At 41.5% G+C, this 25,728-nt stretch carries 23 protein-coding genes, 17 tRNA genes, 1 rRNA gene and 2 other annotated features; of the genes, 4 read left to right on the top strand and 37 right to left on the bottom strand.

The window, feature by feature from the left end; translation table 11 throughout:
- Positions 1 to 7: 7 nt before the first annotated feature.
- The 7 genes from ACXYSM_RS05725 to ACXYSM_RS05755 all read right to left on the bottom strand — a co-directional run bounded on the left by ACXYSM_RS05725 (position 8) and on the right by ACXYSM_RS05755 (position 9,423).
- A complete protein-coding gene (locus tag ACXYSM_RS05725) occupies positions 8 to 574 on the bottom strand; it encodes an aminodeoxychorismate/anthranilate synthase component II (RefSeq protein ID WP_075231477.1) in 567 nt (188 codons plus the stop codon).
- The gene (gene trpE / locus ACXYSM_RS05730; protein WP_458634669.1) at positions 571 to 1,932 is read right to left on the bottom strand and encodes an anthranilate synthase component I; all 1,362 of its coding nucleotides are present in this window, start codon (positions 1,930 to 1,932) and stop codon (positions 571 to 573) included. The genes ACXYSM_RS05725 and trpE overlap by 4 nt, the downstream gene beginning before the upstream one ends.
- A gap of 71 nt (positions 1,933 to 2,003) precedes the next feature.
- Positions 2,004 to 2,235 (bottom strand) — a binding site (T-box leader).
- Positions 2,226 to 3,404, bottom strand: a complete 1,179-nt coding sequence (gene trpB / locus ACXYSM_RS05735) for a tryptophan synthase subunit beta (RefSeq protein WP_060956118.1) — start codon at positions 3,402 to 3,404, stop codon at positions 2,226 to 2,228. It overlaps the preceding feature by 10 nt.
- 185 nt (positions 3,405 to 3,589) lie before the next feature.
- Positions 3,590 to 3,821 (bottom strand) — a binding site (T-box leader).
- A gap of 60 nt (positions 3,822 to 3,881) precedes the next feature.
- Complete coding sequence (locus ACXYSM_RS05740; protein WP_458634670.1) at positions 3,882 to 5,108, bottom strand: DegT/DnrJ/EryC1/StrS family aminotransferase; 1,227 nt, start codon at positions 5,106 to 5,108, stop codon at positions 3,882 to 3,884.
- A 39-nt stretch (positions 5,109 to 5,147) separates the two neighbouring features.
- A complete protein-coding gene (locus ACXYSM_RS05745; RefSeq protein ID WP_458634671.1) occupies positions 5,148 to 5,840 on the bottom strand; it encodes a sugar transferase in 693 nt (230 codons plus the stop codon).
- A gap of 105 nt (positions 5,841 to 5,945) precedes the next feature.
- Positions 5,946 to 7,688 (bottom strand): ABC transporter ATP-binding protein, encoded by a 1,743-nt coding sequence (locus ACXYSM_RS05750; protein ID WP_458634672.1) that lies wholly within the window; start codon positions 7,686 to 7,688, stop codon positions 5,946 to 5,948.
- On the bottom strand, positions 7,678 to 9,423 hold the full coding sequence (locus tag ACXYSM_RS05755) for an ABC transporter ATP-binding protein (RefSeq protein ID WP_458634673.1): 1,746 nt from the start codon (positions 9,421 to 9,423) through the stop codon (positions 7,678 to 7,680). Before ACXYSM_RS05755 ends, ACXYSM_RS05750 begins: the two co-directional genes overlap by 11 nt.
- A 262-nt stretch (positions 9,424 to 9,685) precedes the next feature.
- Between ACXYSM_RS05755 and ACXYSM_RS05760 the strand changes: the two genes are divergently transcribed.
- Positions 9,686 to 10,513 (top strand): exodeoxyribonuclease III, encoded by an 828-nt coding sequence (locus ACXYSM_RS05760; protein WP_458634674.1) that lies wholly within the window; start codon positions 9,686 to 9,688, stop codon positions 10,511 to 10,513.
- A gap of 11 nt (positions 10,514 to 10,524) precedes the next feature.
- Positions 10,525 to 10,911 carry a bleomycin resistance protein gene (locus tag ACXYSM_RS05765; RefSeq protein WP_458634675.1) on the top strand — a complete coding sequence of 129 codons (387 nt, stop codon included), beginning with the start codon at positions 10,525 to 10,527 and terminating at the stop codon, positions 10,909 to 10,911.
- Positions 10,912 to 11,009: 98 nt separating this feature from the next.
- Here the strand turns inward: ACXYSM_RS05765 and ACXYSM_RS05770 are convergent, their stop codons facing one another.
- From ACXYSM_RS05770 to ACXYSM_RS05795, 6 genes are all read right to left on the bottom strand, one after another.
- Entirely contained in the window at positions 11,010 to 11,177 is a 168-nt protein-coding gene (locus ACXYSM_RS05770) for a DpnD/PcfM family protein (protein WP_458634676.1), read from the bottom strand.
- The gene (locus ACXYSM_RS05775; protein WP_458634677.1) at positions 11,174 to 11,470 is read right to left on the bottom strand and encodes a hypothetical protein; all 297 of its coding nucleotides are present in this window, start codon (positions 11,468 to 11,470) and stop codon (positions 11,174 to 11,176) included. Before ACXYSM_RS05775 ends, ACXYSM_RS05770 begins: the two co-directional genes overlap by 4 nt.
- Complete coding sequence (locus ACXYSM_RS05780; protein WP_458634678.1) at positions 11,467 to 12,231, bottom strand: DpnI domain-containing protein; 765 nt, start codon at positions 12,229 to 12,231, stop codon at positions 11,467 to 11,469. Before ACXYSM_RS05780 ends, ACXYSM_RS05775 begins: the two co-directional genes overlap by 4 nt.
- Before the next feature lie 153 nt (positions 12,232 to 12,384).
- Positions 12,385 to 12,789, bottom strand: coding sequence for a PaaI family thioesterase (locus ACXYSM_RS05785; RefSeq protein ID WP_458634679.1), 405 nt, complete (start codon positions 12,787 to 12,789; stop codon positions 12,385 to 12,387).
- A 69-nt stretch (positions 12,790 to 12,858) separates the two neighbouring features.
- Positions 12,859 to 14,340: a UDP-glucose--hexose-1-phosphate uridylyltransferase gene (locus ACXYSM_RS05790; protein WP_458634680.1), complete on the bottom strand. Its 1,482-nt coding sequence runs from the start codon at positions 14,338 to 14,340 to the stop codon at positions 12,859 to 12,861.
- A gap of 18 nt (positions 14,341 to 14,358) precedes the next feature.
- On the bottom strand, positions 14,359 to 15,537 hold the full coding sequence (locus ACXYSM_RS05795) for a galactokinase (protein ID WP_458634681.1): 1,179 nt from the start codon (positions 15,535 to 15,537) through the stop codon (positions 14,359 to 14,361).
- Positions 15,538 to 15,705: 168 nt separating this feature from the next.
- Between ACXYSM_RS05795 and ACXYSM_RS05800 the strand changes: the two genes are divergently transcribed.
- Complete coding sequence (locus ACXYSM_RS05800) at positions 15,706 to 16,707, top strand: LacI family DNA-binding transcriptional regulator (protein WP_458634682.1); 1,002 nt, start codon at positions 15,706 to 15,708, stop codon at positions 16,705 to 16,707.
- 214 nt (positions 16,708 to 16,921) lie between these two features.
- Here ACXYSM_RS05800 and ACXYSM_RS05805 read toward each other — a convergent pair whose 3' ends face one another.
- Together ACXYSM_RS05805 and ACXYSM_RS05810 are read right to left on the bottom strand one after the other, a co-directional pair.
- The gene (locus tag ACXYSM_RS05805; RefSeq protein WP_458634683.1) at positions 16,922 to 17,959 is read right to left on the bottom strand and encodes a zinc-binding dehydrogenase; all 1,038 of its coding nucleotides are present in this window, start codon (positions 17,957 to 17,959) and stop codon (positions 16,922 to 16,924) included.
- A 78-nt stretch (positions 17,960 to 18,037) separates the two neighbouring features.
- On the bottom strand, positions 18,038 to 18,934 hold the full coding sequence (locus ACXYSM_RS05810) for a cation diffusion facilitator family transporter (RefSeq protein WP_024053927.1): 897 nt from the start codon (positions 18,932 to 18,934) through the stop codon (positions 18,038 to 18,040).
- 133 nt (positions 18,935 to 19,067) lie between these two features.
- Here ACXYSM_RS05810 and ACXYSM_RS05815 point away from each other — a divergent pair, with 133 nt between their 5' ends.
- A complete protein-coding gene (locus ACXYSM_RS05815) occupies positions 19,068 to 19,601 on the top strand; it encodes a TetR/AcrR family transcriptional regulator (protein WP_458634684.1) in 534 nt (177 codons plus the stop codon).
- A 186-nt stretch (positions 19,602 to 19,787) separates the two neighbouring features.
- Here ACXYSM_RS05815 and ACXYSM_RS05820 read toward each other — a convergent pair whose 3' ends face one another.
- The 22 genes from ACXYSM_RS05820 to rrf form a co-directional block, all read right to left on the bottom strand.
- On the bottom strand, positions 19,788 to 20,411 hold the full coding sequence (locus ACXYSM_RS05820; RefSeq protein WP_458634685.1) for an endonuclease III domain-containing protein: 624 nt from the start codon (positions 20,409 to 20,411) through the stop codon (positions 19,788 to 19,790).
- The gene (locus tag ACXYSM_RS05825) at positions 20,408 to 21,928 is read right to left on the bottom strand and encodes an ABC transporter permease/substrate-binding protein (protein ID WP_458634686.1); all 1,521 of its coding nucleotides are present in this window, start codon (positions 21,926 to 21,928) and stop codon (positions 20,408 to 20,410) included. Before ACXYSM_RS05825 ends, ACXYSM_RS05820 begins: the two co-directional genes overlap by 4 nt.
- Entirely contained in the window at positions 21,921 to 22,649 is a 729-nt protein-coding gene (locus ACXYSM_RS05830; protein WP_458634687.1) for an ABC transporter ATP-binding protein, read from the bottom strand. Before ACXYSM_RS05830 ends, ACXYSM_RS05825 begins: the two co-directional genes overlap by 8 nt.
- Before the next feature lie 171 nt (positions 22,650 to 22,820).
- Positions 22,821 to 23,969, bottom strand: a complete 1,149-nt coding sequence (locus tag ACXYSM_RS05835; RefSeq protein WP_458634688.1) for a DUF4767 domain-containing protein — start codon at positions 23,967 to 23,969, stop codon at positions 22,821 to 22,823.
- Positions 23,970 to 24,098: 129 nt separating this feature from the next.
- Positions 24,099 to 24,186: transfer RNA gene (locus ACXYSM_RS05840), tRNA-Ser, on the bottom strand.
- Between the two features lie 6 nt (positions 24,187 to 24,192).
- Positions 24,193 to 24,266 (bottom strand) — tRNA-Ile (locus ACXYSM_RS05845).
- A gap of 33 nt (positions 24,267 to 24,299) precedes the next feature.
- Positions 24,300 to 24,370, bottom strand: a tRNA-Gly gene (locus ACXYSM_RS05850).
- Between the two features lie 19 nt (positions 24,371 to 24,389).
- A tRNA-Phe gene (locus ACXYSM_RS05855) sits at positions 24,390 to 24,462 on the bottom strand.
- A gap of 5 nt (positions 24,463 to 24,467) precedes the next feature.
- Positions 24,468 to 24,541: transfer RNA gene (locus ACXYSM_RS05860), tRNA-Met, on the bottom strand.
- 14 nt (positions 24,542 to 24,555) lie between these two features.
- Positions 24,556 to 24,645: transfer RNA gene (locus tag ACXYSM_RS05865), tRNA-Ser, on the bottom strand.
- A 10-nt stretch (positions 24,646 to 24,655) separates the two neighbouring features.
- Positions 24,656 to 24,729: transfer RNA gene (locus tag ACXYSM_RS05870), tRNA-Ile, on the bottom strand.
- Between the two features lie 13 nt (positions 24,730 to 24,742).
- Positions 24,743 to 24,816: transfer RNA gene (locus ACXYSM_RS05875), tRNA-Met, on the bottom strand.
- Positions 24,817 to 24,821: 5 nt separating this feature from the next.
- Positions 24,822 to 24,895: transfer RNA gene (locus ACXYSM_RS05880), tRNA-Pro, on the bottom strand.
- Between the two features lie 14 nt (positions 24,896 to 24,909).
- Positions 24,910 to 24,983, bottom strand: a tRNA-Arg gene (locus ACXYSM_RS05885).
- A gap of 11 nt (positions 24,984 to 24,994) precedes the next feature.
- Positions 24,995 to 25,080 (bottom strand) — tRNA-Leu (locus tag ACXYSM_RS05890).
- Between the two features lie 7 nt (positions 25,081 to 25,087).
- Positions 25,088 to 25,159, bottom strand: a tRNA-Gly gene (locus tag ACXYSM_RS05895).
- Between the two features lie 27 nt (positions 25,160 to 25,186).
- Positions 25,187 to 25,259: transfer RNA gene (locus ACXYSM_RS05900), tRNA-Thr, on the bottom strand.
- A gap of 12 nt (positions 25,260 to 25,271) precedes the next feature.
- Positions 25,272 to 25,353 (bottom strand) — tRNA-Leu (locus ACXYSM_RS05905).
- 5 nt (positions 25,354 to 25,358) lie between these two features.
- Positions 25,359 to 25,431 (bottom strand) — tRNA-Lys (locus tag ACXYSM_RS05910).
- Positions 25,432 to 25,449: 18 nt separating this feature from the next.
- Positions 25,450 to 25,522, bottom strand: a tRNA-Asp gene (locus ACXYSM_RS05915).
- A 2-nt stretch (positions 25,523 to 25,524) separates the two neighbouring features.
- Positions 25,525 to 25,597: transfer RNA gene (locus tag ACXYSM_RS05920), tRNA-Val, on the bottom strand.
- Between the two features lie 5 nt (positions 25,598 to 25,602).
- A 5S ribosomal RNA gene (gene rrf / locus ACXYSM_RS05925) occupies positions 25,603 to 25,718 on the bottom strand.
- Positions 25,719 to 25,728 lie beyond the last annotated feature (10 nt).

Raw genomic sequence — 25,728 nt, forward strand, 5'->3', positions numbered from 1 at the left:
GTGTTCCTCACTTTACAACTTTCTCGATAAAATTCTGAATAGAAGATAGGCCATCTGGCGTTCCAATACTTTCTGGATGATACTGCAAGCCATAAATCGGCAAGGTTTTGTGTTGAATCCCCATAATAGCTTGGTCATCTATCGAACGAGCTGTCACTTCAAACTCTTCTGGCATCTCTTCAATTAAAATACTGTGGTAACGCATGACTGGGCGATTGTCCTCGATTCCTTGATAGAGAACGGATGGAGTCTCAAACCGAATCTGGCTTTGTTTACCGTGCATAACTTTAGGAGCCAAGCCCAACTTGCCACCAAATACTTCTGCAATGGCTTGGTGCCCCAAACAAATCCCTAGAATAGGTTTCTTACCTGCAAAATCACGAATCATTTCTTCCATTTTCCCAGCATCAGCTGGCCAACCTGGACCAGGAGAAAAGACCAGTCCATCTGCCTTTTCAGCATGTTCATAAAGATGTGGATCATCATTTCTCAAAACCTGAACTTCTGCGAAATTCCCGATATATTGAGCTAGGTTATAGGTAAATGAATCATAATTATCAATCAATAAAATCATGGTCTTAGTTCTCCCATTCTTGTCATAGATTTAGCTTTGTTAATCGTTTCTTGGTATTCGTTCTGGGCGATGGAATCATAAACAATTCCTGCACCAGCCTGTACATAGGCTGTTTTATTTTTAAGAATCATGGTTCGAATTGCAATAGCAAAATCCATGTCTCCAGTTGCTGATAAGTAACCGATAGCTCCTGCATAGACACCTCGCTTCTCTGTTTCTAGTTCATAGATGCGTTTCATGGCCCGAATCTTTGGTGCTCCCGATACTGTTCCTGCCGGAAGTGTCGCCTTCAAGGCATCCATGGCAGTCAGTTCTGGTAATAAATGTCCCTTAACCACGCTGGTCAAATGCATGACATAGCGGAAAAGTTCCACTTCCATATACTTGGTTACTTGGACACTTGCTGTTTCAGCAATTCTACCGATATCATTTCGTCCCAAGTCCACCAACATTCGGTGTTCTGCCGTTTCCTTTTCATCAGAAAGTAGATCACTTGCAAGTGCTGCATCTTCCTCGTCATTGGCACCTCTAGGTCGCGTACCTGCAATTGGATTGGTTGTCACGATACCATTTTTGACGGAAACCAAGCTCTCAGGACTGGCACCAATAATTTGATAATTTCCAAAGTCATAAAAGTAGAGGTAATTTGATGGATTGGTCACTCGGAGATTTCTGTAGAAGTCAAAAGGATTTCCAGTTACCTCTGCGGAGAAGCGCTGACTGAGTACACATTGGAACATATCTCCATTGCGAATCAAGTCGCGAGCTGTTTCTACCATTTTTTCAAATTTCTGAGGTGCAATATGTGGTATAAACTGAAGTGGAGAAACGTCCAAATCTTCAAATTCATTTGGAGCAGGGATTTTCAACTCTTCTAAAACCTGATCTAAAGCCACTTCTAGTTCTTCATTACTACGTTCACTGTAAAGAGCATCCTCTATGACATGAATTTTTTCTTTCTTATGGTCAAAAACTATATAACTCTCATATACGAAGAAATGCATATCTGGTGTCCCAATCGTATCCTCAGGGAGTTGGCCAATTTCTTCATAGAGAGAAATCATATCGTAGCCGACAAAGCCAATAGCTCCACCACCAAAAGGTAGGTCTGAATGGTGCTGACTCTTATGAGTCACCTCATAAAGGAAATCCAAAGGATCACGATCAATCACCTGACCATTTTGATAAAGGACTCCATTTTCAAACTTAATCTCGAAAACTGGGTTATAGGCTAAGATAGAAAATCGAGCATTTTCCTTTTCTCTTGGGATACTTTCAAGTATGACCTTGTGTTCTCCGTTCAAACGCATATAAGCCAAGATTGGTGATAAAACATCTCCATGAATGATTCGTTCCATTGTAATTTCCCTTTCAGTTCTTCTTAAATCCCGTGTTGATTCTACAAAAAATCCCCACGCAAAATAACTTGCGTGAGGACGAAATTCGCGGTGCCACCTCAATTATAGGATTTCTCCTATCTCTCATTCCTGTCTCAGATAGCTCCTGTAACAGGTTGTGCGATAAAGGGCACTCCCTTGAGAATTATGTTTTCTTCTCTCATTTCAGATGGACCCAACCTTACAGCTTTCTCTGCTTGTTTTCAGCAACCACAAGCTCTCTGTGAGAGAAATCTCTGTATCTTTTCCATATTTTATTTTTTAGCTTCAAGGTAGTCTGCAATGGCAGCTACGTCCTTGTCTCCACGACCAGAGACATTGATGATGATAATCTCATCTTTACTTAGTTTTGGTGCGCGTTTGACTGCTTCAGCAATAGCATGTGAGCTTTCAATTGCAGGGATGATTCCTTCTGTTTTGCTTAATAAAAGCAAGGCTTGGACAGCTTCTTCATCTGTCGCTGCTACATATTCTACTCGACCAGAGTCTTTAAAGAAGGCATGTTCTGGACCAACCCCTGGATAGTCCAAACCTGCTGAAATAGAGTAAACTGGCGCGAGCTCTCCATCTTCCTTAAATACTGCATAGGTCTTCATTCCATCAACAATTCCGACACTACCCTTAGTCATAGTTGCCGCGTGTTTGTCGGTATCTAAACCATGACCAGCAGCTTCTACCCCAACCAATTTTACTTCTTCATCAGCTACATACTGTGAAAAGGCACCGATGGCATTAGAACCACCGCCCACACAGGCAATGACGTAGTCTGGTAGACGTCCTTCTTTTTCCAAGATTTGACGACGTGATTCTTCACTAATAACCTTTTGGAATTCATGAACAATAGTTGGATAAGGGTGAGGTCCAACAGCAGAACCTAAAACGTAGAAGGCTTCAAGGTCGTTCATCCATGCTCCAAAGGCTGCATCAACCGCATCTTTGAGGGTACGAGTCCCAGTTTCAACTGCGTGAACAGTTGCTCCCATCATCTCCATGCGGAAGACATTGAGACGTTGACGCTCCACATCTTCTGCCCCCATGTAGACGTCACAAGCCATACCAAACTTGGCTGCAGCAGCCGCAGTCGCAACACCGTGCTGACCAGCTCCTGTCTCAGCAATGACACGCTTTTTACCCATGCGTTTTGCTAGAAGGATTTGTCCTAAAACGTTGTTGAGCTTGTGAGAACCAAGGTGATTCAGATCTTCGCGCTTGAGATAAATCTTAGCGCCACCTAAGTGCTCTGTCAAGCTCTCTGCATAGTAAAGCGGTGTTTCACGACCTGAATAATCCTTCAAGTAATGGCGAAACTCAGCTAAAAACTCTGGATCATCCTTGTATTTTTCAAAAGTCACTTCCAATTCATCTAGCAAAACCTGAATTGGTTCTGGTACAAAACTACCACCAAATTGTCCAAAATATCCTTTAGTTGTCATAAATTTTTCCTCCTTCTATATGAATCCGGCTTTTTATTTGCTTTTGGTAGTGAAATGGTCTGGGGGACCATTTCAGCCTTTACTAAAAGAACAAGTGAAACTTGAATATTACTCTCAGTTAACGCCCTAATAAAAGATAAACAAAATGACGGATAGAAAAAGCCCACACACGGAATCTACTTCCATGTGAGGGCGTTCGTAACGCGGTACCACCTCAATTGTAAAGAGAATATCCTCTTTACATCTCTGCCTTGTCTAACAACAAGTTGCACTGTAAGGTGTGCCTACCGAATTTTCATTGTTTCAAATTCATTTTTTCAAATCAGCCCAATTTCACTACTTTCAAACACCTGTTCACAGTAACCACAGGCTCCCTGAAGATCAAAAATAACTACTTTTCTGATTTGTTGAGTTAATTATATGTTATTGTTTTTTCTTTGTCAATCGTTTTCATTCATTTTTTACTAATTTTTTTAATTATTTTTGTGAAGTACCTAGAACTTCTTCGGAAACTCTGACAAATGTCTCAATGATATAATCTACTTCTTCGTCCGTTAATTTCGTGTGAAGTGGTAGTGTAATCTCGTTTACAAAGAAGGCATAAGCTCGCGGATAATCTGCCATATCAAAGCCAAGATTCTTATAGGCTGTCAAAAGCGGAAGTGGTTTGTAGTGGACGTTACTTGCGACTCCTGCCTTGGCTAATTCTTGAATAATTTGGTTGCGTTGTTCGAGATTTGCTCCTTCTACATGGGTGATGTAGAGGTGACGACAAGATTCAACTGCATCTGTCTCATGAGCCAATGGGTGAATCCGAGTTCCTGCAAATCCACGGTCATAGCGAGTTACGATTTCTTTACGACGTTGAAGCAAGCCAGGATAACGATCCAATTGTACCAAACCAATCGAAGCCATGATATCCGTCATGTTGCACTTGTAGGCAGGAGTTACGATATCGTATTCCCATGAACCCAGTTGCATCTTGGCAAGCGCATCTTTGGTTTGACCATGAAGAGAAAGGATTTGGAATTCCTTGTACATTTCTTCATCATCAATAGCTGGATCGGCTTTCCAAGTGGCACTTCCTCCCTCAGCAGTTGTAAAGTTCTTGACTGCGTGGAAAGAAAATGATGTGAAGTCTGCAATTGAACCGGCTGGTTGTCCCTTGTAGGTTGAACCCAAAGCGTGGGCACTATCAGAGACAATCACAATACGGTTAAAGGCCTTTTGCCACTTGCTAGCTGCTGTAAAGAGGTCACGTTTCTTTTCTACAACTTGGAACAAACGGTCATAGTCACAGATAATCCCTGCAAGTTCAACTGGGATGATAACCTTAGTCTTCTCAGTAATTGCTTGCTCAAGCTTGTCATAGTCCATTTCAAAGGTATCATCTTGGATATCAACCATCACTGGTGTCGCACCTACGTGAGTGATGACACTACATGATGCTGTATAAGTCATAGCTGGAACGATGACTTCGTCACCAGGCCCTACTTCAAGCACGCGCAAGATCAATTCAAGAGCTGCTGTTGCAGAGTTGAGGCAGACTGTCTTAGGCGTTTGAGTATAGACGGACAGACGACGCTCTAGTTCTTTTGTCTTCGGACCTGTTGTGATCCAACCAGAACGAAGGGTATCGGCTACTTCAGCAATTTCAGCTTCGGTAATATCGGGTGGTGAAAATGGAATATTATACTTTGTCATTGATTTACTCCTTTTACTGTATTCACTCTTGTGACTACTTTATTTTAAAACTTCAACTACAGTCTGGAACATGATTTTGATATCTCCGAAGAAACTAAAATCACGTAGATAGGCTAGGTTAAAGTGCATTTTCTCTGGAAGGACTCTTTCCACATAAGCCTGGTCAACTGTCATACCTTTTGCAGTCATTTGACTGATGATGGCATCCTCATCCTTATAGTTTATGCTGGCAAGGGAAGTAATCCCCGCAGGTAAGAGCAAGGTAGCCATCATTTCAGGGCTATACTGCTCTGTGTAGCGTGGTACTTCTGGGCGTGTTCCTACAAAGGACATTTCGCCTTTGAGGACATTGACCAATTGCGGCAATTCATCCAAACGAACACGTCGAATGAAATTTCCAACTTTAGTGATACGACTGTCATTTGCAGAAGTTACGAGACTTCCTTTCTTATCCGCATCGGTCACCATGGTCCGGAATTTCCAAATCTTGAAATGTCGGTTGTACTGGGTTACCCGCACCTGCTTGTAAATAACTGGACCCTTGCTATCTAGCTTGATCCAAATGCTTAGAATCAGAAATACGGGAGAAGTCAAGATTAACAAGACCAAGGCTAGAAACAAGTCTAGACAACGCTTGAGAATCAGTGAACCTTTTCTTCCAGAGACGAGCTGGTAGTATGGTTTTACCTCGCTCAATTTCATCTCCTGAGGTAGTTCATCCCATTTCAGCATGCACATTCTCCTCTGTTTTTTAATATGTAATCTTTAAACATTCTACATTATACCACAAAATGAAAGAGGCGGTACAAGAAATCTGTATTTTAAAGGAATTCTTCCCTAGGAAAGGGCCCCTGCTTGCAAACTATACATCTTGTGATAGGTTCCACCCAAGGCCAAAAGTTCCTCATGGGTTCCACTCTCAATAATACGTCCCTTATCAAGGACATAGATACAGTTGGCATCTTGGATAGTAGAGAGACGATGGGCGATGGCAATGGTTGTCCGGCCCTGTCTCATCTTGGCTAGAGAATTTTGAACCAGGGATTCTGTTTCAGAGTCAATATTAGCTGTCGCTTCATCCAAAATCAGAATTTTCGGTTGACTGGCAACCGTTCTAGCAAAGGCAAGAAGTTGACGTTGCCCGGTTGAAAAACTCGAACCACGCTCAGACACAGGGGCATCATAGCCTAATGGAAGATCCTGAATGAAAGAATCTGCATCCACAAACTCTGCTGCAGCCTTGACTTGGTCATCGCTGATATCTTGGTACATAGCGATATTGGACTTGATGGTCCCATGATAGAGGAAAGGTTCCTGTAGGACCAGACCGATGTTTTTTCTCAACTCCTCTTGGCTATACTTACGAATATCCACACCATCTATGAGAACTCGACCAGACTGGAATTCATAAAAGCGCATGAGAACATTAATGATAGAAGATTTCCCAGAGCCAGTATGCCCGACAAAGGCGATGGTTTCACCTTTATTAACGGTAAAGGAGATATCATCAAGAATCTGGTGTTCCCCATCATAGGAGAAAGATACATGTTCAAAACGGATATTTCCTTCTTTAATCTCGGCTTGTCCATTTTCTTGAGTCGGTTCATAGTTGGTCTCATCGATAAGTGCAAAAACACGACCTGCTGACACCATGGATGTTTGAAGGGTAGAAAAGTTTTGTGTCACCTCGATGAGGGGATCAAAGAGACGATTGATGTACTGGATAAAGGCATACATAGTCCCTGCCGTTATTCCTAGATAAAGACCACGATAGCCAAAGTAAGCCATCAAAACTGCGTATCCCAACAGCTTCAACAAACTCATAGCTGGGCGTAAAAAGAGAGAATCCAAGGCTACTGAACGATTAGCGTAGACCAGATGTTCCTGATTTATCTCATCAAACTCTTCTTGCAGACGTTTTTCTTGGTTAAAGGCTTGAATGATGCGAATACCTTCGATATTTTCAGCCAACTTACTGTTAATATCTGATAAGAGACTTCTGGTTTTTTCGATAACCTTGACAGATTTTTTACGATAGAGATTGACCAAAAGGAAAATCAAGGGTAAAAAGAGTAGAACCAAAGCTGTCAGACGATAGTCCAAAACAAGCATGGTATAAAGGGTCGTCACAAAGATAAAGATCGCCGAGATAAAGCTGGACAAGATCCCTGAAAACATATCACTAATAGTCTCAGTGTCGTTGGTCAAACGAGAAACGATGGATCCTGCAGGTGTTTTATCAAAATAAGACATGCCTAGCTTCTCCATATTGGCAAAGGCATCACGTCGAATATCTCTAACGATACTGTAAGACACGCGCGCAAAAAGGAGATTCCCCACATATTGGACAATGGTTTGAAGAATGTAAAGCCCATAGTAAACGAGCAAAACTGTAACAGCAAGCTGATTGAGATTGTTTAGATACTGGTCGATAAAGTGCGAAGCTACCAAGGGGATAATACTCTTAACAACAGTCGTCGCGAGGAGAAAAGCAAGGGCTAAAAAGGTGAGGAGACTATAGGGCTTGAGATAAGACAATAAACGCTTCAATACAGTCCATTGTTCTTGTTTATTCCGCATCTTCTTCTCCTTTCATTTCTAACTGTTGAGACTGGTAGGTTTGGGCATACCAACCATCCAAGGCTAGTAAATCTTCATGCCTACCTCGTTCAATGATGCGACCATCCTGCATGACCAAAATCAAATCTGCATGAACAACTGCACTGAGACGATGGGCAGTGATGATAGTCGTTTTATCTTTGCGAGTTTCCTTGAGATTATCGATGATTGCGAACTCTGTCTTAGCATCCACAGCTGACAAGGAATCATCTAAAATCAAGATATCAGGATTTAAAATCATAGCCCGACTCATAGCCAGACGTTGCTTTTGTCCACCGGATAGACTGACACCTTTTTCCCCGATAACTGTATCAAATCCCTCAGGCATGTCTTGAATATCTTGATAGACTTGAGCCAACTTTGTCGCTTCTTCTACTGCTGAGAAAGGCAGGTCGGGATTTCCAAAACAAATATTCTCTAAGATAGAGCTAGCAAAGAGAAATTGGTCCTGTGGAACGTATCCCATCAAACTTCGTAAGTCAGCTAGTCGATAATCACGAATGTCATGACCATTTAGATAAATAGCTCCTTGGTCAACGTCATACTCACGTAGGAGCAATTTAATCAAAGCTGTTTTCCCTGAACCAGTCTGTCCAACCAAGCCCAAGGTTTGCCCTTTTTCGAGACTAAAATGTATATCTCTCAGCGTCTCTTCGTCTTCAAAGGCAAAACGATCAATGGCATAGTCCAAGCGCCCATTTTCAATCCCGTCAAGTGGAGATTCTGGATTTTTGACAGGTGACTCTTGAGACAAGAGACTCTCAATTCGTTGATAAGAAACCTTCCCTCTTTGAGTAATATTAAAGAGGAAACCAATAGCCATCAAGGGCCAGACCAACATATCCAAGTAAGAGATAAAGGTGACAAGATTACCAACGGTTACTTGTCCCGCTTGCACCATAAAGGCACCGACTAAGAGAGTTAAGGCATAGGAAGAACCAACAAAGAGTAGAACCATGGGGTCAAAGAGACTATCATATTTCATGGTTTGCAGATTCTTTTGGAAGGTCAAATCATTGACTTCCTGGAAAGATGCCAATTCATCAGACTGATAACCAAAGGACTTGGTTACCTTGATACCCGATACAGATTCTTGAACCTTATTGTTGAGTTCAGAAAAGGCTGCTTGGGATTCGCCAAAAGCCTTATGGGTCTTTCTCCCCAGACGACTAGTCGCATAGGCCATAAATGGCAAGGGCAGAATGGCAACCAAGGTCATCTGCCAAGAAATGCTAAAGAGCATGGTCAAGAGAGTCACCAAGGCAGTGATAGAGGCATCTACCGCAGACATGACACCACCACCTGCTAGACGAGTCAGAGCATTGATATCATTGGTGGCGTGAGCCATCAAATCCCCAGTTCGATAATTCTGATAAAAAGCGGGAGACATTTTTGTAAAATGCTCAAATAGTCTTGAACGCATGATTTGTCCAAGTCGGTAGGAGGTTCCTAGGATATACATGCGCCAAACGTAACGCAAGTAGTACATCCCGAAAGCTGCCAGCAGGAGATAAAAGAGATGACGTAGGAGCTCATCTTGTGTTAATCGTCCCGAAGTAATGGCATCAATCACGCGCCCCATGACCATAGGTGGGATAAGGTTTAGTACAGAAACCAAAACCAAAGCTACGATTCCAACTAGGTAACGGCGTTTTTCTAATTTAAAAAACCACCAGAGTTTTTGGATGATGGACATAAAATTCCTTTCTAATGACAAATGGAAACCTGAGGCGACTGCCTCAGGTTTTTCCTATTCATAGGTGATGACACTAACTTAAACTTTGTCATATTCAGCGATAAAGATACTCAAAGGAGTAACATTTCATTTATTTTCAATCTTTTACATAAATCATTCTTTATTATATAGGAATGACCTTGATTTTTCAAACTATACGCTGGGGAATTGCTTCTTTTTCTGGTATAATATTGTCTATAATCTGAATGAAAAGGTAAACATTATGAAATTGATCTCATGGAATATTGATTCCCTCAATGCAGCATTGACAAGTGATTCTGCGCGTGCGAAATTATCACAAGACGTCCTCCAAACCTTGGTAGCCGAAGATGCCGATATTATCGCTATCCAAGAAACCAAGCTTTCAGCTACAGGACCTACAAAGAAACACCTCGAGGTGTTAGAAGAACTCTTCCCTGGATATGAAAATACTTGGCGTTCCTCTCAAGAGCCTGCTCGTAAAGGCTATGCTGGAACCATGTTCCTCTATAAGAAAGAACTGACTCCAACTATCAGCTTCCCAGAAATCGGTGCTCCTTCTACCATGGACTCTGAAGGCCGTATCATTACCCTAGAATTTGATACATTTTTCGTGACTCAAGTATACACTCCTAATGCTGGAGATGGGCTCAAACGTTTGGAAGAACGTCAAGTCTGGGATGTCAAATATGCAGAATACTTGGCTCAACTAGATAAGCAAAAACCTGTTCTAGCAACAGGGGACTACAACGTCGCCCACAAGGAAATCGACCTTGCCAACCCAGCCAGCAATCGCCGTTCACCAGGTTTCACAGACGAAGAACGTGAAGGATTTACAAACCTTTTAGCCAAAGGATTTACTGACACCTTCCGCCATGTTCACGGAGATGTTCCAGAACGCTATACTTGGTGGGCACAACGTAGCAAGACTTCAAAAATCAACAACACAGGCTGGAGAATCGACTACTGGCTCACAAGTAACCGTGTAGCAGATAAGGTTACCAAGTCAGACATGATCGACTCAGGCCCACGCCAAGACCACACACCGATTGTCTTGGAGATTGAACTCTAAGGAGAAAGCTAATGGACTATCAAGCTGTCATCCCCGAATTTGTGGTATCCAACATCGAAAAGTCCCGTTCCTTCTACTGTGACTTGCTGGGCTTCTCTGTCGAATACGAACGCCCCGAGGAAAAATTTCTCTTCCTCTCCCTTGAAGACTGCCAACTCATGTTAGAAGAAGGCGACGCAGAAGAATTAGCTCAGCTGACTTATCCTTTCGGGCGTGGTGTCAATATTTCCTTTGGCATTGAGGATGTTCCTCAGCTCCACCAAAAACTGCTGGAAGCTGACTATCCCATCCATCGTCCTTTGACCAAAAGAAAATTTCGTGTTGACGACCATTATATCTATCCTCATGAATTTGCAGTTTTAGACCCAGATGGCTATTTTTTAAGATTTAGTGAATAGGATAATCGAGCACTACAGTGGAAAAAAATAAGAAAAGAGGCATCTGCCTCTTTTTTTTTATTACTAAATCCTAATCTAGCTGTCTTCTATGCGCTCACCTATTCACATATATGGATTTCATAGTCAACAAAATCATCATCATCAAGAACTATTTCACAATTCTTATACTTTTCTCTCACAATGCGTTCTGCCTCATATTCAGTATCAGCTTCTATACTCACTATACGAGTTAGAGTTTCAGTAATTTCTATAGTATACTTTTTCATCTTAAGTTTCTCTCCAATAACTCACTAATTAGCAATAATCTATGTTTTGGACTTTCCAACCACTCTGGTAACTCATCTCCATATTCCCAGCTATATTTTTTATTCAGTAAAGAAAGTTGTTCCCTATCACCAAATTCTATATTTTCAGATAACCATCTGACACAATCAGGATCTGATAAAGTATAGACCATTATACTTAAGTTTTCATAATTACTCTCTGTTTCATAATCAGACCAGATGACTTTTAAGAAATCATATACCTCTTCAGGTGCAATAAGTTGTTTCATTTTCATAATTTCCGATACTTTCCTCTACCTTTAAATTCTATTATTTCTTTATCTCTTAGTATTTGAAGCTGTTGCCTAATTTTTTCTTTGATATGATTGTTTTTAACAAAGATATTTTTTAAGTCACCTTCAAAACGATACATATCTTCAAGAGTAAATTCTGAACCCTCTATCTTATCTATACAATTTAGAATTTCTATTGTCCATCCTCTTGATGAAAGAGAGTTCTTCCTTAAAAATAAACTTTGCTTAAATTCTTTTGTAACTTTTTCTGGATCCCTAACTTGTCCATTTTTTACAAGAAATATTCTTCCTTTAGAAGGTACTTGTGATAAATCAATGTTACAACCAATCCAACCTGCTCGTCTAGCAGTGGGCGCAAGTGGTTTCCTTTTAATAATTGATTTCGGTGTAACAAATTGCTTCGGAAGGACAAGAAAATTATCCACCTCAAAATTTTTTGTGTAAGTTAAAAAAAAGAAGTTGGGATTATTATCTGCTTGAACACGCTCCATCATTGTTGCATAAGCACCATCATTGATTGTTGATGAGAAATTTCCTTTTTTACTTTTTAGCTCAAACTCCTCACTACAGTCATGACAGAAAAAATCTGCTACAGGCCGATTGTTTTCAAAATGATTTAACGATTTCTTTCCACAATTGGGACAATAAGACTGACGATAAACCCAATCCTCTGTTAAGATACGAGCCTTTTGGCTATTACTTTTATAAGTTTCTACTAATTCTAAATTAAACTGTAAATTCATTAAAAAATTCCTCACACAAATGAGAATTCACTTGATATTAGCTATTAAAATAAACTAAGATTATTATACCACAGAAACATAACCATTAGCTTGGTATTTCACTACTCTTATAAACTAAAATGAGTAGGATAGTTTTCCTACTCATTCTTTCTTTTATATCCTCACCTGTCTATCTTCAGATCGTTGTCCTGTGACAAACATGGTGAAGGTTGCCTTGCAGACATTTCGGCCATCTTGGTTGATGATGTCAACATCGACGACACAAGTGGTACGTCCTTGATGGACACATTCTCCTTTGATAGTGAGAACATCTTCTAGATTTCCAGCTTTCAGATAGTTGATGGAAGACTGGAGTGTCACCCCGTCTAATCCTAGCGAAATCACCACAAGTCCACTGATTTGGTCACATAGGGTAAAGAGATAGCCTCCATGAGCATTTCCATAGTAGTTGAGTGAAGAGTCCACTACTTTTGTTGTCACCACCACGTGACCGTCTCTCATTTTTTCAATTTCGTAATTTTCAAAGGCAGATATAGCGTCAAAGTGAAAATCTTTCATACGTTCCTCCTGATATTTCAAACGACACTATGATACTACTTTTCAAGACTCTACGCAAGAGACAAGTACTTATTCGGGTAAAATACCAACCTTCTCCACAAAGCGCATAAAGGCAGCTTGTCCTTCTTCTGTTTGCTTGTAAACTCCTGCATCTTCCAAAACTCGAGCGAAGATTTTACCTACAGATTCTTGGACGATTTCAAGAGCTTGGTCTTTGTCAGTCAAGTCAGGATGGGAGTCTTTCAATTCATCCGCCCATGCTTGGTGATAATCTGCTACTGAAACATCCTTTCCGACTAGGTAAGCTGCTACTTGCTCCACTTCTTCCTTCAAGCGTGGTGGCAAGATTGCCAAACCCATGACCTCTATCAAGCCGATATTTTCCTTCTTGATATGTTGGACATCCTTGTGGGGATGATAGATACCATCAGGATGCTCTGGAGATGTTTGATTGTCCCGCAAGACCAAATCCAACTCAAACTGCCCATCTCTTTTACGCGCAATCGGTGTGATAGTGTGATGCGGTGTTCCATTACTTTCTGCCAAGACCTGCACACTTGGGTCAGAATACTGACGCCAAGCCAGTAAGATTTTATCCGCTAGTTCTGTCAAATCCTCTTTAGAATCTGAAGTTAGTCGAATCACAGACATAGGCCATTTAACAATCCCTGCTTTAACAGTTTTAAAACCTGCAAATGTAACGCTTTTCTGAATAGGAGCCACTTCCATTGGGAAAACATGACGACCACCTTGATAATGATCGTGTGTCAGGATGGAACCACCCACGATTGGTAAATCAGCATTTGAACCAGCAAAGTAGCCTGGAAATTGCTCCACAATTGCTAACAAACGTTCAAAACTTTGGCGACTAATAGCCATAGGACGATGCTTGCTATCTAGGAAAATACAGTGCTCATTAAAGTAAGCGTAAGGCGAATACTGGAAGCCCCACTCCTGACCAGAAATATCAAAACGTATAATACGATGGTTGCTTCTAGCTGGATGATTGACACGACCATGGTATCCTTCATTTTCCATACAGAGCTGACATTGAGGATAGTTACTCGACTTAACCAACTTAGCTGCCGCTATCTCTTTTGGATCCTTTTCAGGCTTAGAGAGATTGATGGTAATCTCTAGTTCACCGTAGTCAGATGGTACACGATAAGCAATATTCTTTGCGATAGCCTTCAGTTTGATGTAGTCATTTTTTTGACTGAGTTGGTAGAAATCCGCAATTGCCTGCTCTGGTGAATGGGCATAGCTAGCCCAAAAGTCATGATTGACCTGACTTGGACAAGGGGTTACCAAGTCCATGAGGTCAGTACCAAGAATCTCACGCGCAGCCTGACTATCTTCAATCGTTTCCATGCAAACGGCTTCCTCGACAAGCTGATCTTTAAGGTCAATCAAGTTATCTTGGTCAGTCTCAACATCGAGAACTCCATCTCCCACCAGTGCCAAGACGCGATTGGTCAGATAGATCCGATCCAACTCTTCAAAGCTACTTCCAGCAATGACTTTGGTCACAAAATTTTCTACTAAGGTCACTAGATAACCTCCTTCTGACTATTCAAGAATGCGAGTTCCACCTGCCACTTCAGCGATATAGAAACTTGGAGCGTAACCAACTACTTCCTCGTAGTGTTTGCCTACAGCTTCTTTAAAGGACTCAACAGCATCCTTTTGAACCAAGGCAATCGCACAACCGCCAAAACCTGCTCCTGTCATACGAGCACCAAGAACACCTTCTTGAGCCCAAGCTGTATGAACAAGGGTGTCTAATTCCAAACCAGTCACTTCATAATCATGCTCAAGAGAAACGTGAGATGCATTCATCAAACGACCAAATTTGCCCAAATCTCCTGCTTGAAGAGCCGCCTGCGCTTTAAGTGTACGTTGATTTTCAAGAACGGCATGGCGAGCACGTTTCAAGCGATTTTCGTCTTTGATGAGATAGCTATATTCATCAAAAGCCCACTCATCCAATTCACCCAAGGTTTGAATATTTAAGGCCACTTGGAGTTCTTCTACTGCTTTTTCACACTCAGCGCGACGTTCATTGTACTTAGAATCTGCTAGTTCACGGCGTTTATTGGTATTCATGATAACAACAACATTGTCCTTCAGATCAAGGGGGACCAAGTCGTATTCTAGAGTATTAGTATCTAAGTAAATAGCACGTTGGTCTGCCCCCATACCGATAGCAAATTGATCCATGATACCAGAGTTAACACCGATAAAGTTATTCTCTGTCAATTTCCCGATTTTTACTAAATCTAGACGGTCCAATTTTAGGTCAAAGAAGTATTCTGCCACGACACCTGTCAAAAGCTCTAAGGATGCAGATGAAGACAAACCAGCACCATTTGGGATATTCCCATAGACATAGAAATCAAACCCTTTATCAATCACATGCCCAGCTTCTTTCAAGAAATGAAGGACACCTTTTGGATAGTTGGTCCAGTTGTGCTCTTTCTCAAACTTAAGGTCAGCCAGAGGAACTTCGATAATGCCTTTGTCCTCAAAGTTTGCGGAGTAGAAACGCAAAACTTGGTCATCACGCTTGCGTGCTGCTCCATAAGTTCCTAGTGAAATAGCAGCTGGGAAAACATGGCCACCGTTGTAGTCAGTATGCTCCCCAATCAAGTTGATACGGCCTGGTGAGAAGAAGGTTTGATCTGCTTCTTGACCAAAAACAGCAAGAAAGTCCTTGCGAAGTGCATCAGCAGTAAGATGTTGTGTCATATGAATTCTCCTTTGACAATTTGTTAGGTAAAAAAGTTTACCTTGTAATCGTTTTCTTCTATTGTACCCAAGGGTTTTGCTTTGGTCAACATTTTTACCGATATTTTACTAAACTATGAGTAAAAAGATAGAAAAATATGATATAATAACCTAAAAAGGAGGGGAATTATGGCTACACTCAAAGATATTGCTCAGTTAGCCTCTGTCTCAATCGCAACTGTATCCCGTGTCCTCAATCGCGATCAGAGTCTATCTGTCACAGAAGAAACCCGACATCGTATTTTAACTGTCGCCGAAGAACTAGGTTATACCAAACATCTTAAAACAGGCGAAAGTCACAAACTGAAACAAAAGATTGCCATTATCCAGTGGGTCAGCGAACAAGGTGAGTTGGAAGACCTCTACTACTACCAGATTCGACTAGGAATCGAAAATAGGGCACAAGAATTAGATTACGAAATCTTACGCTATTTCAACGATCAACCTTTTACGCTTAGCGAAGAAGTCATTGGAATTCTTTGTATTGGAAAATTTAGCCAAGCACAGATTGCATCATTTGAAGAGTATCAAAAACCTCTAGTTTTTCTAGATAGTGACACCATAGCCTTGGGACACACCTGTGTCATTACAGATTTTAATAATGCTGTTAAACAGGTAGTCGATTACTTTACAGACCACGGGATTAAGAAGATTGGTATCTTATCCGGTCTTGAAACGACTACTGACCAAGAAGAAGTCATCGCAGATAAACGCTTAGGTTACTTTAAATCCTATACACAAGAAAAAGGAATTTATAACGAGAAATTCATTTTCCAAGGACTATTTACTGCCCAATCTGGATACGACTTGATGAAAGAGGCTATCGAAAAATTAGGAGATAAACTTCCACAAGCCTTTTTTGCAGCTAGTGATAGTTTGGCAATCGGTGCTCTTCGCGCCCTTCAAGAAGCCAGCATCAGCATACCAGAGCGCGTCAGCATTATTTCCTTTAATGATACCATTCTAACCAAGCAAGTGTTCCCACCCCTTTCCAGTATCTCAGTCTACACCGAAGAAATGGGACGCACAGGAATGGATATTTTGAACAGAGAAGTCCTTCACGGCCGTAAAATTCCAAGCCTCACTATGCTTGGAACCAAACTGACGTTAAGAGAAAGTACCTTGCATTAAGTACAACACTTGAACATAAAAAAATCCTAATAGAGATTCTCAAATCCTATTAGGTTTTTCTTTTTATACTCAATGAAAATCAAAGGGCAAACTAGGAAGCTAGCCGCAGGTTGCTCAAAGCACTGCTTTGAGGTTGTAGATAAGACTGACGAAGTCAGTCACATATATAATCCAAGACGAAGATGACGTGGTTTGAAGAGATTTTCGAAGAGTATTAATCCATCACAATCATAGACTTGATAGTCTTGCGTTCATCCATAGCCTTATAAGCTTGGTCGATATCTTTCAGTTTATAGCTTGAAGTAAAGACACGACCTGGATTGATATCACCATCAAGAACAGCTTTGAGCAAGAATTGTTTATCGTATGTTGTCGTAGAAGCTGCTCCACCTGCAACAGAGATATTTTGCATAAAGGTTGAACCAAGTGCACGATTCTTATAATGTGGAACTCCTACAAATCCCATGCGACCGCCATTATGAAGGACACCCAGTGCTTGCTCAACAGCAGCCTCAGTACCAACACACTCAAGTGCTGCATCTGCTCCTCCGCCAAGAATTTCACGTACCTTGGCAATTCCTTCTTCTCCTCGCTCAGCTACGACTGCTGTCGCGCCTGACTCCAAGGCCATTTGTTGACGGTCTTCGTGGCGACTCATAAGGACAATTTGGGATGCGCCACGCATCTTAGCTGCAATGACAGCACATTGACCAACAGCCCCATCCCCAATAACGACAACTTTGTCGCCTTTTTGCACATTAGCCACACGCGCTGCATGGTAACCGGTCGGCATGACATCAGCAAGTGTCAAAAGTGACTTGAGCATGCCTTCGCTATAATCTGAAGGTCGACCAGGAATTTTCACAAGTGCCCAATTAGCGTAGTGGAAACGAAGATATTCAGCTTGGAAATTTCCTCCTAGATTATTTCCAATATGATTGTCACAAGAACCATCAAATCCAGCACGACAAGCGTCGCATTCCCCACAGCCATGAGTAAATGGTACAATCACAAAATCACCGGGCTTGACTGTTGTAATGGCCTCTCCAGTTTCTTCAACGATTCCAATTGCTTCGTGTCCACTATTTTTGTGACCCGCTTTAATATCTGGATTTCGGTAACTCCATAGGTCTGAACCACATACGCAAGCACGAACCACACGGATAATCACATCATCCGCTTCTTGAATGCTTGGACGTTTAACCTCTTCAATACCAACCTGACCTGCTTTTTTATAGACTGCTGATTTCATAAACATTACCTCTCTGTATCTAACTTATTTCAAGTATACACTTTTTATGAAGTTTTCGCTCACTTATACTACGCCACATCAATGATGATGATCGTGATCATGGCTTGCCTCTAGCTCAACCATATTGCGCTTATGGACCTGGTGGCTTGCTACATCTGCATCCACTTCAATGGTAATATTTTGAAAACCACAATCTTTGAGTAGGTCGCGAATGGATTCTTTACAAACTTCCATATGTTTGATATGCTCGAGACAAACATGAATAATGGCGTTTTTCTCCAAACCATCCATAGTCCAGAGATTGATCTGATTGACACTGGCCACATACTCCAATTGCTCCAAGTCACTCTTGACTTGTTTGATATCTACTCCTTCTGGCACAGCATCCAAGAAAATCTTGAGAGTAGACCAAAAACGTGGAATGGCTTTTGACAAGATAAAGAAGGAAATGACAAGCGACAAGAGAGGATCTAAGATATACCAATCCGTAAATCGGAGAATAATTGCCATCAGGATGACTGCTATCCAACCAAGGGTATCTTCTAGAAAATGCAGGCTAAGAATAGATTCGTTCTTTGTTTTTCCTTTACGAACCACTAAACTCGCTAGCATATTTATAGTAACCGCAATGATTCCTAGCCAGAGAATACCCTCATCATTGACAGGTTGGGGATTAAATAGTTTCGTTATATTTTCCAAAATGACAAGAACAGAGCCTGTCATGAGTATCACAGCTGTTCCTAAGGCACCTAGGAGACTAAACCGTTTGTAACCCAAGGTGTACTGATTATCTTCTTCACGATTGGAGATTGTTTCAAGAACGGCTGATACTCCAATTGCGATTGCATCTCCCAAGTCATGAACGGAGTCAGCAAGCACAGCACTCGAACCAAATACTCCACCAGCGATAAACTCGACAATTGCATAACTCAAATTTAAGAAAAAAGCCAGCCAAACAGCACGTTTCGTTGTCATTTTTATATTCTCCTTTGGTATAATAGTAGTATAGTTATTACCTTTACTAGTATTATCTCTCACTCCAAAAAGAAAGGATAGAAGCAAACCGTTCGCTCTGTACGTTAGTGAACAGTTTGTTCAAATTGTTCATATGAGTACTCAAGATCGTCGCATTACCAAGACTCGAAAAGCTATCTATGCTGCTTTTTTGCAATTACTAAATCAAAAAAACTTTGAAACAATCACTGTTCAGGAGATAATAGACCTAGCAGATGTTGGTCGTTCCACCTTCTACAGTCATTATGAGAGTAAGGAATTACTCCTAGATGAGCTCTGCCGTTATCTCTTTCATCATCTTTTCGAACGCGAGGAAAATATTAGCATCGAAGCATATTTGACACATATTTTTTTGCATTTTAAGAAAAATCAAGACCACGTGACCAGTCTTCTTTTCTCAAAAAATGACTACTTCCTCCGTCAATTACAGAAAGAACTGGAACACCATGTTTATCCTATGGTAGCAGAGGACTTGCAAGTTTCTTATCCTAATATTCCATCCTCCTTTCTCAAGCACTTTGTTGTAACTAACTTTATTGAAACAATGACCTGGTGGCTGAAAAAGGGGAAATCTTATAAAGAAGACCAAGTAGTGAGATTTTACTTAGATGTTTTAGATATGAAGTAGCAAACACAACTATAGATTTCATATCCACTCAAAAGAAAAATACTAGTCGACATTCTATCATTCAAATATTCCAATTCACCTTGAGTATTTTACATCTACTTTCTACTTACTAATCTGATCAAACTATGATTTTTTAAGCCAGTAAATTCACTAAAAAAATTCTAAGACAAGAGGTCTTAGAATTTTTTATCGTAACCAACTTTCATCTAACTGGCCTTTACTTTTGCTAAAAGCTTTCCCATGTTCATCAATGACAGCATGAATCTCCTGGCATTGTTTGAGAGTGAGTCCTTCCAAGACGTTACCATAAACAGCATGCATTTCATTATAGGTATCAAAGTTTCCAAATCCTAAGCGTCGAAAAAGTCTTCTCGCATATTCATCCGAAATAAAAACTGGACGATCAAAAAGATAAAGTAAAAGTGCATCTGCTGTCTCAGGTCCAATCCCTTTTAACTCCAACAGTTGCTTCCGTAAATCTTCTGTTCCAATTCTGGCAAGAACCTCAAAACCACCAACTTCTCTTAACCAGATCAGAAGTCCTCTAATCGTTTGAGACTTTTGCTTAAAAAATCCAGCAGGTCGAATACGTTCCTGTAACTCTTCTAGCGGTAAAGCCAGGATATCCTCTACTGTCATGACATCCATCAGACCAGCTAAAGCCAACTTAGCATTCTTATCTGTTGTTCGCTGGATCAGAATAGTCGATACCAAGTCTTCAATCTTGTTATCCGATTGCCACCAATTTTGTTCTCCATAGTGCTTAGAGAGTCGCAAAAGAGTTTCTTGTATTTTTTCTTTCTTGATCATTTCTTCAATAGTCCTTCTTTTACCAAAAAGTCACGCGCTACTTCTTCAGCAGACTTGCCTTCTACTCCGACTTGATAGTTCATCTGACTCATCTGGCTCTCGGTGATTTTTCCAGCTAGTTTATTAAGAACATCTTCCAACTTAGGATGTTTTTCGAGTAACTCAGCTTTCATGAGTGGAGCCCCTTGATAAGGTGGGAAGAGGTGTTGATCATCTTCTAAAATCATCAAGTCATACCGAGCAATTTCAGCATCTGTTGAGTAAGCATCTGTAATTTGAATGTCCCCTGACTGGATGGCTTGATAGCGAAGAGCTGGCTCCATGGTTGCCACATTGAGATTCAATCCATAAACAGACTGCAAGCCCTTGTTTCCATCCTCACGGTCATTAAACTCCAGAGTGAATCCTGCCTTGAGCTGTCCTTCTACTTTTTTCAAGTCTGAAATCGTCTTAAGCCCATATTCTTGCGCAATTTTTTTAGGAACTGCTATAGCATAAGTATTTTGATAAGCCATGGGTTTAAGAAAGGCTAGTTGATCCTGTTTGGCAATACCATCACGAGCCACCTCGTAAACCTTTTCTGGGTCATGCCCAATTTGTGGAGATGATTGGAGGAGACTCTCTGTCACTGTTCCTGAAAATTCTGGATAGATATCAATGTCCCCTTTTTTCAGCGCTTGGTAAAGAAAGTCTGTCTTCCCAAAATTGGGTTTAACCGTCACCGTCATATCCGTATTTTCCTCGATGAGAAGTTTATACATATTCATGAGAATCTCAGGTTCAGGTCCTAACTTCCCAGCTATAACCAGATTTTCTTTCTCTTTATTTGGAATCATGCTTGGAACATAACTAACTCCCAAACCAAGGACCATGACAGCAAAGGTCGAAACAATCGTACGCAACTTTGCCTTTTCCAACCATTTGAGAATGACATTAAAGAAAATAGCCAAGATGGCTGATGAGATTGCTCCGATTAAAATGAGACTAGCATTCCGACGATCAATTCCCAAAAGGATAAAGGAGCCCAATCCACCAGCTCCCACAAGAGCTGCTAGAGTCGCTGTCCCAATGATCATAACGGTCGCTGTTCGAACCCCCGATACAATGACAGGCATGGCAAGTGGAATTTCAAACTTCTTGAGTCGCTCCCACTTGGTCATACCAAAAGCAATCCCTGCCTCCTCAAGACTAGGATCAATGCCATTCAGGGCTGTGATTGTATTTTCTAAAATCGGGAAAATAGCGTAAATGACAAGGGCTGTGAGGGCTGGTAAGGTTCCAATCCCCATGAAAGGGATAAAGAGCCCCAACAAGGCCATTGAAGGAATAGTCTGGAAGATACCTGCAACTTGTAGCACCCAGGTCGCTACTTTTTTGTGACCATTTAGATAAACCGCAAGTGGGATGGTCAGAAAAATAGCGACCAATAAGGTCAAAAGAGATAATTGTAGGTGTTGACCCAGAGCTGTTACCCATTCACTAAATCGCTCCTGAAAGGTTGAAATGAAATTAGACATGAAGACTACCTCCAAACAAGTTTGCTACAAAGTCTGTCGCAGGTGCTTGTAGAATTGTTTTAGGGTCAGCAACCTGACAAATCTCCCCATCCTGTAAAACAGCAATTCGATCGCCTAATTTTAAGGCCTCGTCCGTATCATGAGTCACGAAAATAGTCGTCATACCAAACTCTTTGTGCAAGTCTTTGGTAAGAGACTGTAGCTGTTTGCGAGAAATAGCATCGAGAGCAGAGAAAGGCTCATCCATCAGTAAGATTTTTGGCTCTGCAATGATGGCCCGCACAATGCCAATCCGTTGTTGCTCCCCACCTGATAACTCACTAGGCATGCGCTCTGCATACTCTGCAGCAGGCAGACCCACCTTGTCCAAGAGTTCTTCTGTTTTAGAGGCTATTTGTTCCTTACTCCAGCCCTTCATCTCAGGAATCAATGCTATATTTTCAGCAACAGTCAAGTTAGGAAAGAGAGCAATGGCCTGCAAAACATAACCAGTAGAAAGACGTAATTCTCGTTCATCATAGTCCTTGATGCGTTTCCCATCCATATAAATATTGCCATCTGTCGGCTCCAAAAGACGGTTAATCATCTTGATCATGGTGGTCTTTCCAGACCCTGAAGGACCCACTAGCACCATGAATTCTCCATTTTCAATGCGGAGATTGACATCTTTTAAAATGTCCTTATCCGTGTAGCGCAGGACTACATTTTTATATTCAATCATATTCTTCCTCACCATCTCCTTAAAAGCTAAGATCCTTATCTCACTTTTTATAAGAGTGTAATCATTATTATATCATTGTAATACTAGATATTACATCTGTCAACGATTTTGATTTGAAATCATATATAAGAAAAAGAGTTTGGCTAAGGCCAAACTCTCCATTATGATTGATTACTCTTCTTCCACCAAACGTTTAAACTCTGCTTGGATCTCTGTATTTTCTGTCGGTTTTAAGTACATGATTCCACCATTTGTCGTTGGTGAATGAAAAACAATCGCTTCTCCTGTTTTAGTTATCGCAAAGAAGTAACTATGCACATCTGGGTATTTATCCCAATTACTATAACGCTCTACAATTCGGTACTGGGCATTTCCTAGACCTGTCTCCGTATACTCAGCATTCATTTTCTCACTTGGTCCATCATCCCTAAGTGTATAGAGGTGGTCAGCCCCCACATCTCCTCCTGCGATTCCCTTTTGGTAATTGGGTTGTCCTAGTCTTTCTCCCCAGCCCTTTATAAAAGCTTCTAGTTTGGCAGATTTGTTGGCATTCCATGGTGCTTTTTGCTTTTCTCCCGAAATGGTCGTACTAGTAGAGCTTTCAAATTTCTGCCAATCTAGTTGTTTGAAGTTCATTAATTCGGCTTCTGTCTTACCAAAGTCAGAGTGCAAACTTTTATTCCCAGGAACTCGAATATCCTGTTCTTGTAGTTTACTTTCAGCTTGCTGGTTTAAATTCAGATGATAGAGTACTCCTCTACCTTCTCCTGTTCCAGAGGACCAACTTAATTCCAGGATATCGCCACCCTTATAGATATTCATAGAATTTCTAGCCCCACCATGGCCGGCTACAAAACCTTCTGCTAAAAGTATCGGTTTCTCATTTACAAGATAATAAAGACCCGAAATAAAATAATCACCATTAGATTGCTCAACGCCTATTAATAATTCCTCTACACCATCTTGATTAAGATCCGCATAGGCATAACACATCTTATCTGATTGAAAAACCGCATTTTCAAGAGACCAACTATTGATAGGGCGTTCAGTGCCTTGTAAACTCTTATAGAGACTAGAGATTGCATTTACATTCTTCGGTGTAGAAAGTATTTTTTGGTAATTATCAAAAACTGGCTTGTAAAATTCTTTAAAATTTTTCTTAGACTCTACGGAAGTTTGTTCATTAGTATTTGATTGACTAACAGTTGTTGATAAACTAAGATCCTGACTGGAATTTTCGGAACTATGATTACTACAGCCAAACATAAAAAGACTCATGAATAGAACTAGCAAGACTCCTAAAATACCCTTTTCTTCCATAACAAACTCCTTTATAATTATCTAATTATTGTAGTTATTGCACTTACATTATATCAAATGTTTAAGAGTTATAAAAAGAATAATATAAGACTAAGGTAATAAAAAAAGAGCTATAAAGCTCTTTAATTACGGAGAATAAGGGATTCGAACCCTTGCGCCGGTTACCCGACCTAACGATTTAGCAAACCGTCCTCTTCAGCCTCTTGAGTAATTCTCCTATTAATGGGCACGAGTGGACTCGAACCACCGACCTCACGCTTATCAGGCGTGCGCTCTAACCACCTGAGCTACGCGCCCAAGTTAAAAACTTGGTAATTGAACAAAGTTCAAAGCGGGTGACGAGAATCGAACTCGCGACAACAGCTTGGAAGGCTGTAGTTTTACCACTAAACTACACCCGCATAGTATCATATTAAAAAATGGCGCGAGACGGAATCGAACCGCCGACACATGGAGCTTCAATCCATTGCTCTACCAACTGAGCTACCGAGCCAAATATTGCGGGAGCAGGATTTGAACCTACGACCTTCGGGTTATGAGCCCGACGAGCTACCGAGCTGCTCCATCCCGCGCTAATAATAAATAAAGGAGGATGTGGGATTCGAACCCACGCACGCTTTTACACGCCTGACGGTTTTCAAGACCGTTCCCTTCAGCCGGACTTGGGTAATCCTCCATCATTCCAATGGACCTTGTAGGACTTGAACCTACGACCACTCGGTTATGAGCCGAGAGCTCTAACCAGCTGAGCTAAAGGTCCAACAAGATCATTATAGCGGCGAAGGGGATCGAACCCCCGACCTCCCGGGTATGAACCGGACGCTCTAGCCAGCTGAGCTACACCGCCATCAATCGGGAAGACAGGATTCGAACCTGCGACACCTTGGTCCCAAACCAAGTACTCTACCAAGCTGAGCTACTTCCCGAGTTAAATTGTTAATGCACCCTAGAGGAGTCGAACCTCTAACCGCCTGATTCGTAGTCAGGTACTCTATCCAGTTGAGCTAAGGGTGCTCTTCAATATATGCCGAGGACCGGAATCGAACCGGTACGATCGTTACCAATCGCAGGATTTTAAGTCCTGTGCGTCTGCCAGTTCCGCCACCCCGGCCTCTATAAGCGAACGACGGGATTCGAACCCGCGACCCCCACCTTGGCAAGGTGGTGTTCTACCACTGAACTACGTTCGCATCGACTCTGGTTTATATTAAAAAAAATGCCGGCTACATGACTTGAACACGCGACCCTCTGATTACAAATCAGATGCTCTACCAACTGAGCTAAGCCGGCTGATTTCTATTATGCGGGTTAAGGGACTTGAACCCCCACGCCGTTAAGCGCCAGATCCTAAATCTGGTGCGTCTGCCAATTCCGCCAAACCCGCAAATATGACCCGTACTGGGCTCGAACCAGTGACCCATTGATTAAAAGTCAATTGCTCTACCAACTGAGCTAACGAGTCAAATAACTTTCGTTATTACGGTCCCGACGGGAATCGAACCCGCGATCTTCGCCGTGACAGGGCGACGTGATAACCGCTACACTACGGGACCTATGGGAGTTAACGGGATCGAACCGCTGACCCTCTGCTTGTAAGGCAGATGCTCTCCCAGCTGAGCTAAACTCCCAAAGAGCTAAGCGACTTCCATATCTCACAGGGGGCAACCCCCAACTACTTCCGGCGTTCTAGGGCTTAACTTCTGTGTTCGGCATGGGTACAGGTGTATCTCCTAGGCTATCGTCACTTAACTCTGAGTAA

Source organism: Streptococcus sp. V940 (assembly GCF_054353495.1).

Coding starts and splice junctions, on each gene's coding strand:
- ACXYSM_RS05755 (WP_458634673.1), bottom strand. CDS start 9,423: ATGTCCATCATCCAAAAACTCTGGTGGTTTTTTAAATTAGAAAAACGC.
- ACXYSM_RS05740 (WP_458634670.1), bottom strand. CDS start 5,108: ATGACAAAGTATAATATTCCATTTTCACCACCCGATATTACCGAAGCT.
- ACXYSM_RS05770 (WP_458634676.1), bottom strand. CDS start 11,177: ATGAAAAAGTATACTATAGAAATTACTGAAACTCTAACTCGTATAGTG.
- ACXYSM_RS05805 (WP_458634683.1), bottom strand. CDS start 17,959: ATGAAATCAGCAGTCTATAAAAAAGCAGGTCAGGTTGGTATTGAAGAG.
- ACXYSM_RS05800 (WP_458634682.1), top strand. CDS start 15,706: ATGGCTACACTCAAAGATATTGCTCAGTTAGCCTCTGTCTCAATCGCA.
- ACXYSM_RS05725 (WP_075231477.1), bottom strand. CDS start 574: ATGATTTTATTGATTGATAATTATGATTCATTTACCTATAACCTAGCT.
- ACXYSM_RS05775 (WP_458634677.1), bottom strand. CDS start 11,470: ATGAAAATGAAACAACTTATTGCACCTGAAGAGGTATATGATTTCTTA.
- ACXYSM_RS05760 (WP_458634674.1), top strand. CDS start 9,686: ATGAAATTGATCTCATGGAATATTGATTCCCTCAATGCAGCATTGACA.
- ACXYSM_RS05750 (WP_458634672.1), bottom strand. CDS start 7,688: ATGCGGAATAAACAAGAACAATGGACTGTATTGAAGCGTTTATTGTCT.
- ACXYSM_RS05780 (WP_458634678.1), bottom strand. CDS start 12,231: ATGAATTTACAGTTTAATTTAGAATTAGTAGAAACTTATAAAAGTAAT.
- ACXYSM_RS05765 (WP_458634675.1), top strand. CDS start 10,525: ATGGACTATCAAGCTGTCATCCCCGAATTTGTGGTATCCAACATCGAA.
- ACXYSM_RS05830 (WP_458634687.1), bottom strand. CDS start 22,649: ATGATTGAATATAAAAATGTAGTCCTGCGCTACACGGATAAGGACATT.
- trpB (WP_060956118.1), bottom strand. CDS start 3,404: ATGACAACTAAAGGATATTTTGGACAATTTGGTGGTAGTTTTGTACCA.
- ACXYSM_RS05815 (WP_458634684.1), top strand. CDS start 19,068: ATGAGTACTCAAGATCGTCGCATTACCAAGACTCGAAAAGCTATCTAT.
- ACXYSM_RS05835 (WP_458634688.1), bottom strand. CDS start 23,969: ATGGAAGAAAAGGGTATTTTAGGAGTCTTGCTAGTTCTATTCATGAGT.
- ACXYSM_RS05795 (WP_458634681.1), bottom strand. CDS start 15,537: ATGACACAACATCTTACTGCTGATGCACTTCGCAAGGACTTTCTTGCT.
- ACXYSM_RS05825 (WP_458634686.1), bottom strand. CDS start 21,928: ATGTCTAATTTCATTTCAACCTTTCAGGAGCGATTTAGTGAATGGGTA.
- ACXYSM_RS05810 (WP_024053927.1), bottom strand. CDS start 18,934: ATGACAACGAAACGTGCTGTTTGGCTGGCTTTTTTCTTAAATTTGAGT.
- trpE (WP_458634669.1), bottom strand. CDS start 1,932: ATGGAACGAATCATTCATGGAGATGTTTTATCACCAATCTTGGCTTAT.
- ACXYSM_RS05785 (WP_458634679.1), bottom strand. CDS start 12,789: ATGAAAGATTTTCACTTTGACGCTATATCTGCCTTTGAAAATTACGAA.
- ACXYSM_RS05820 (WP_458634685.1), bottom strand. CDS start 20,411: ATGATCAAGAAAGAAAAAATACAAGAAACTCTTTTGCGACTCTCTAAG.
- ACXYSM_RS05745 (WP_458634671.1), bottom strand. CDS start 5,840: ATGCTGAAATGGGATGAACTACCTCAGGAGATGAAATTGAGCGAGGTA.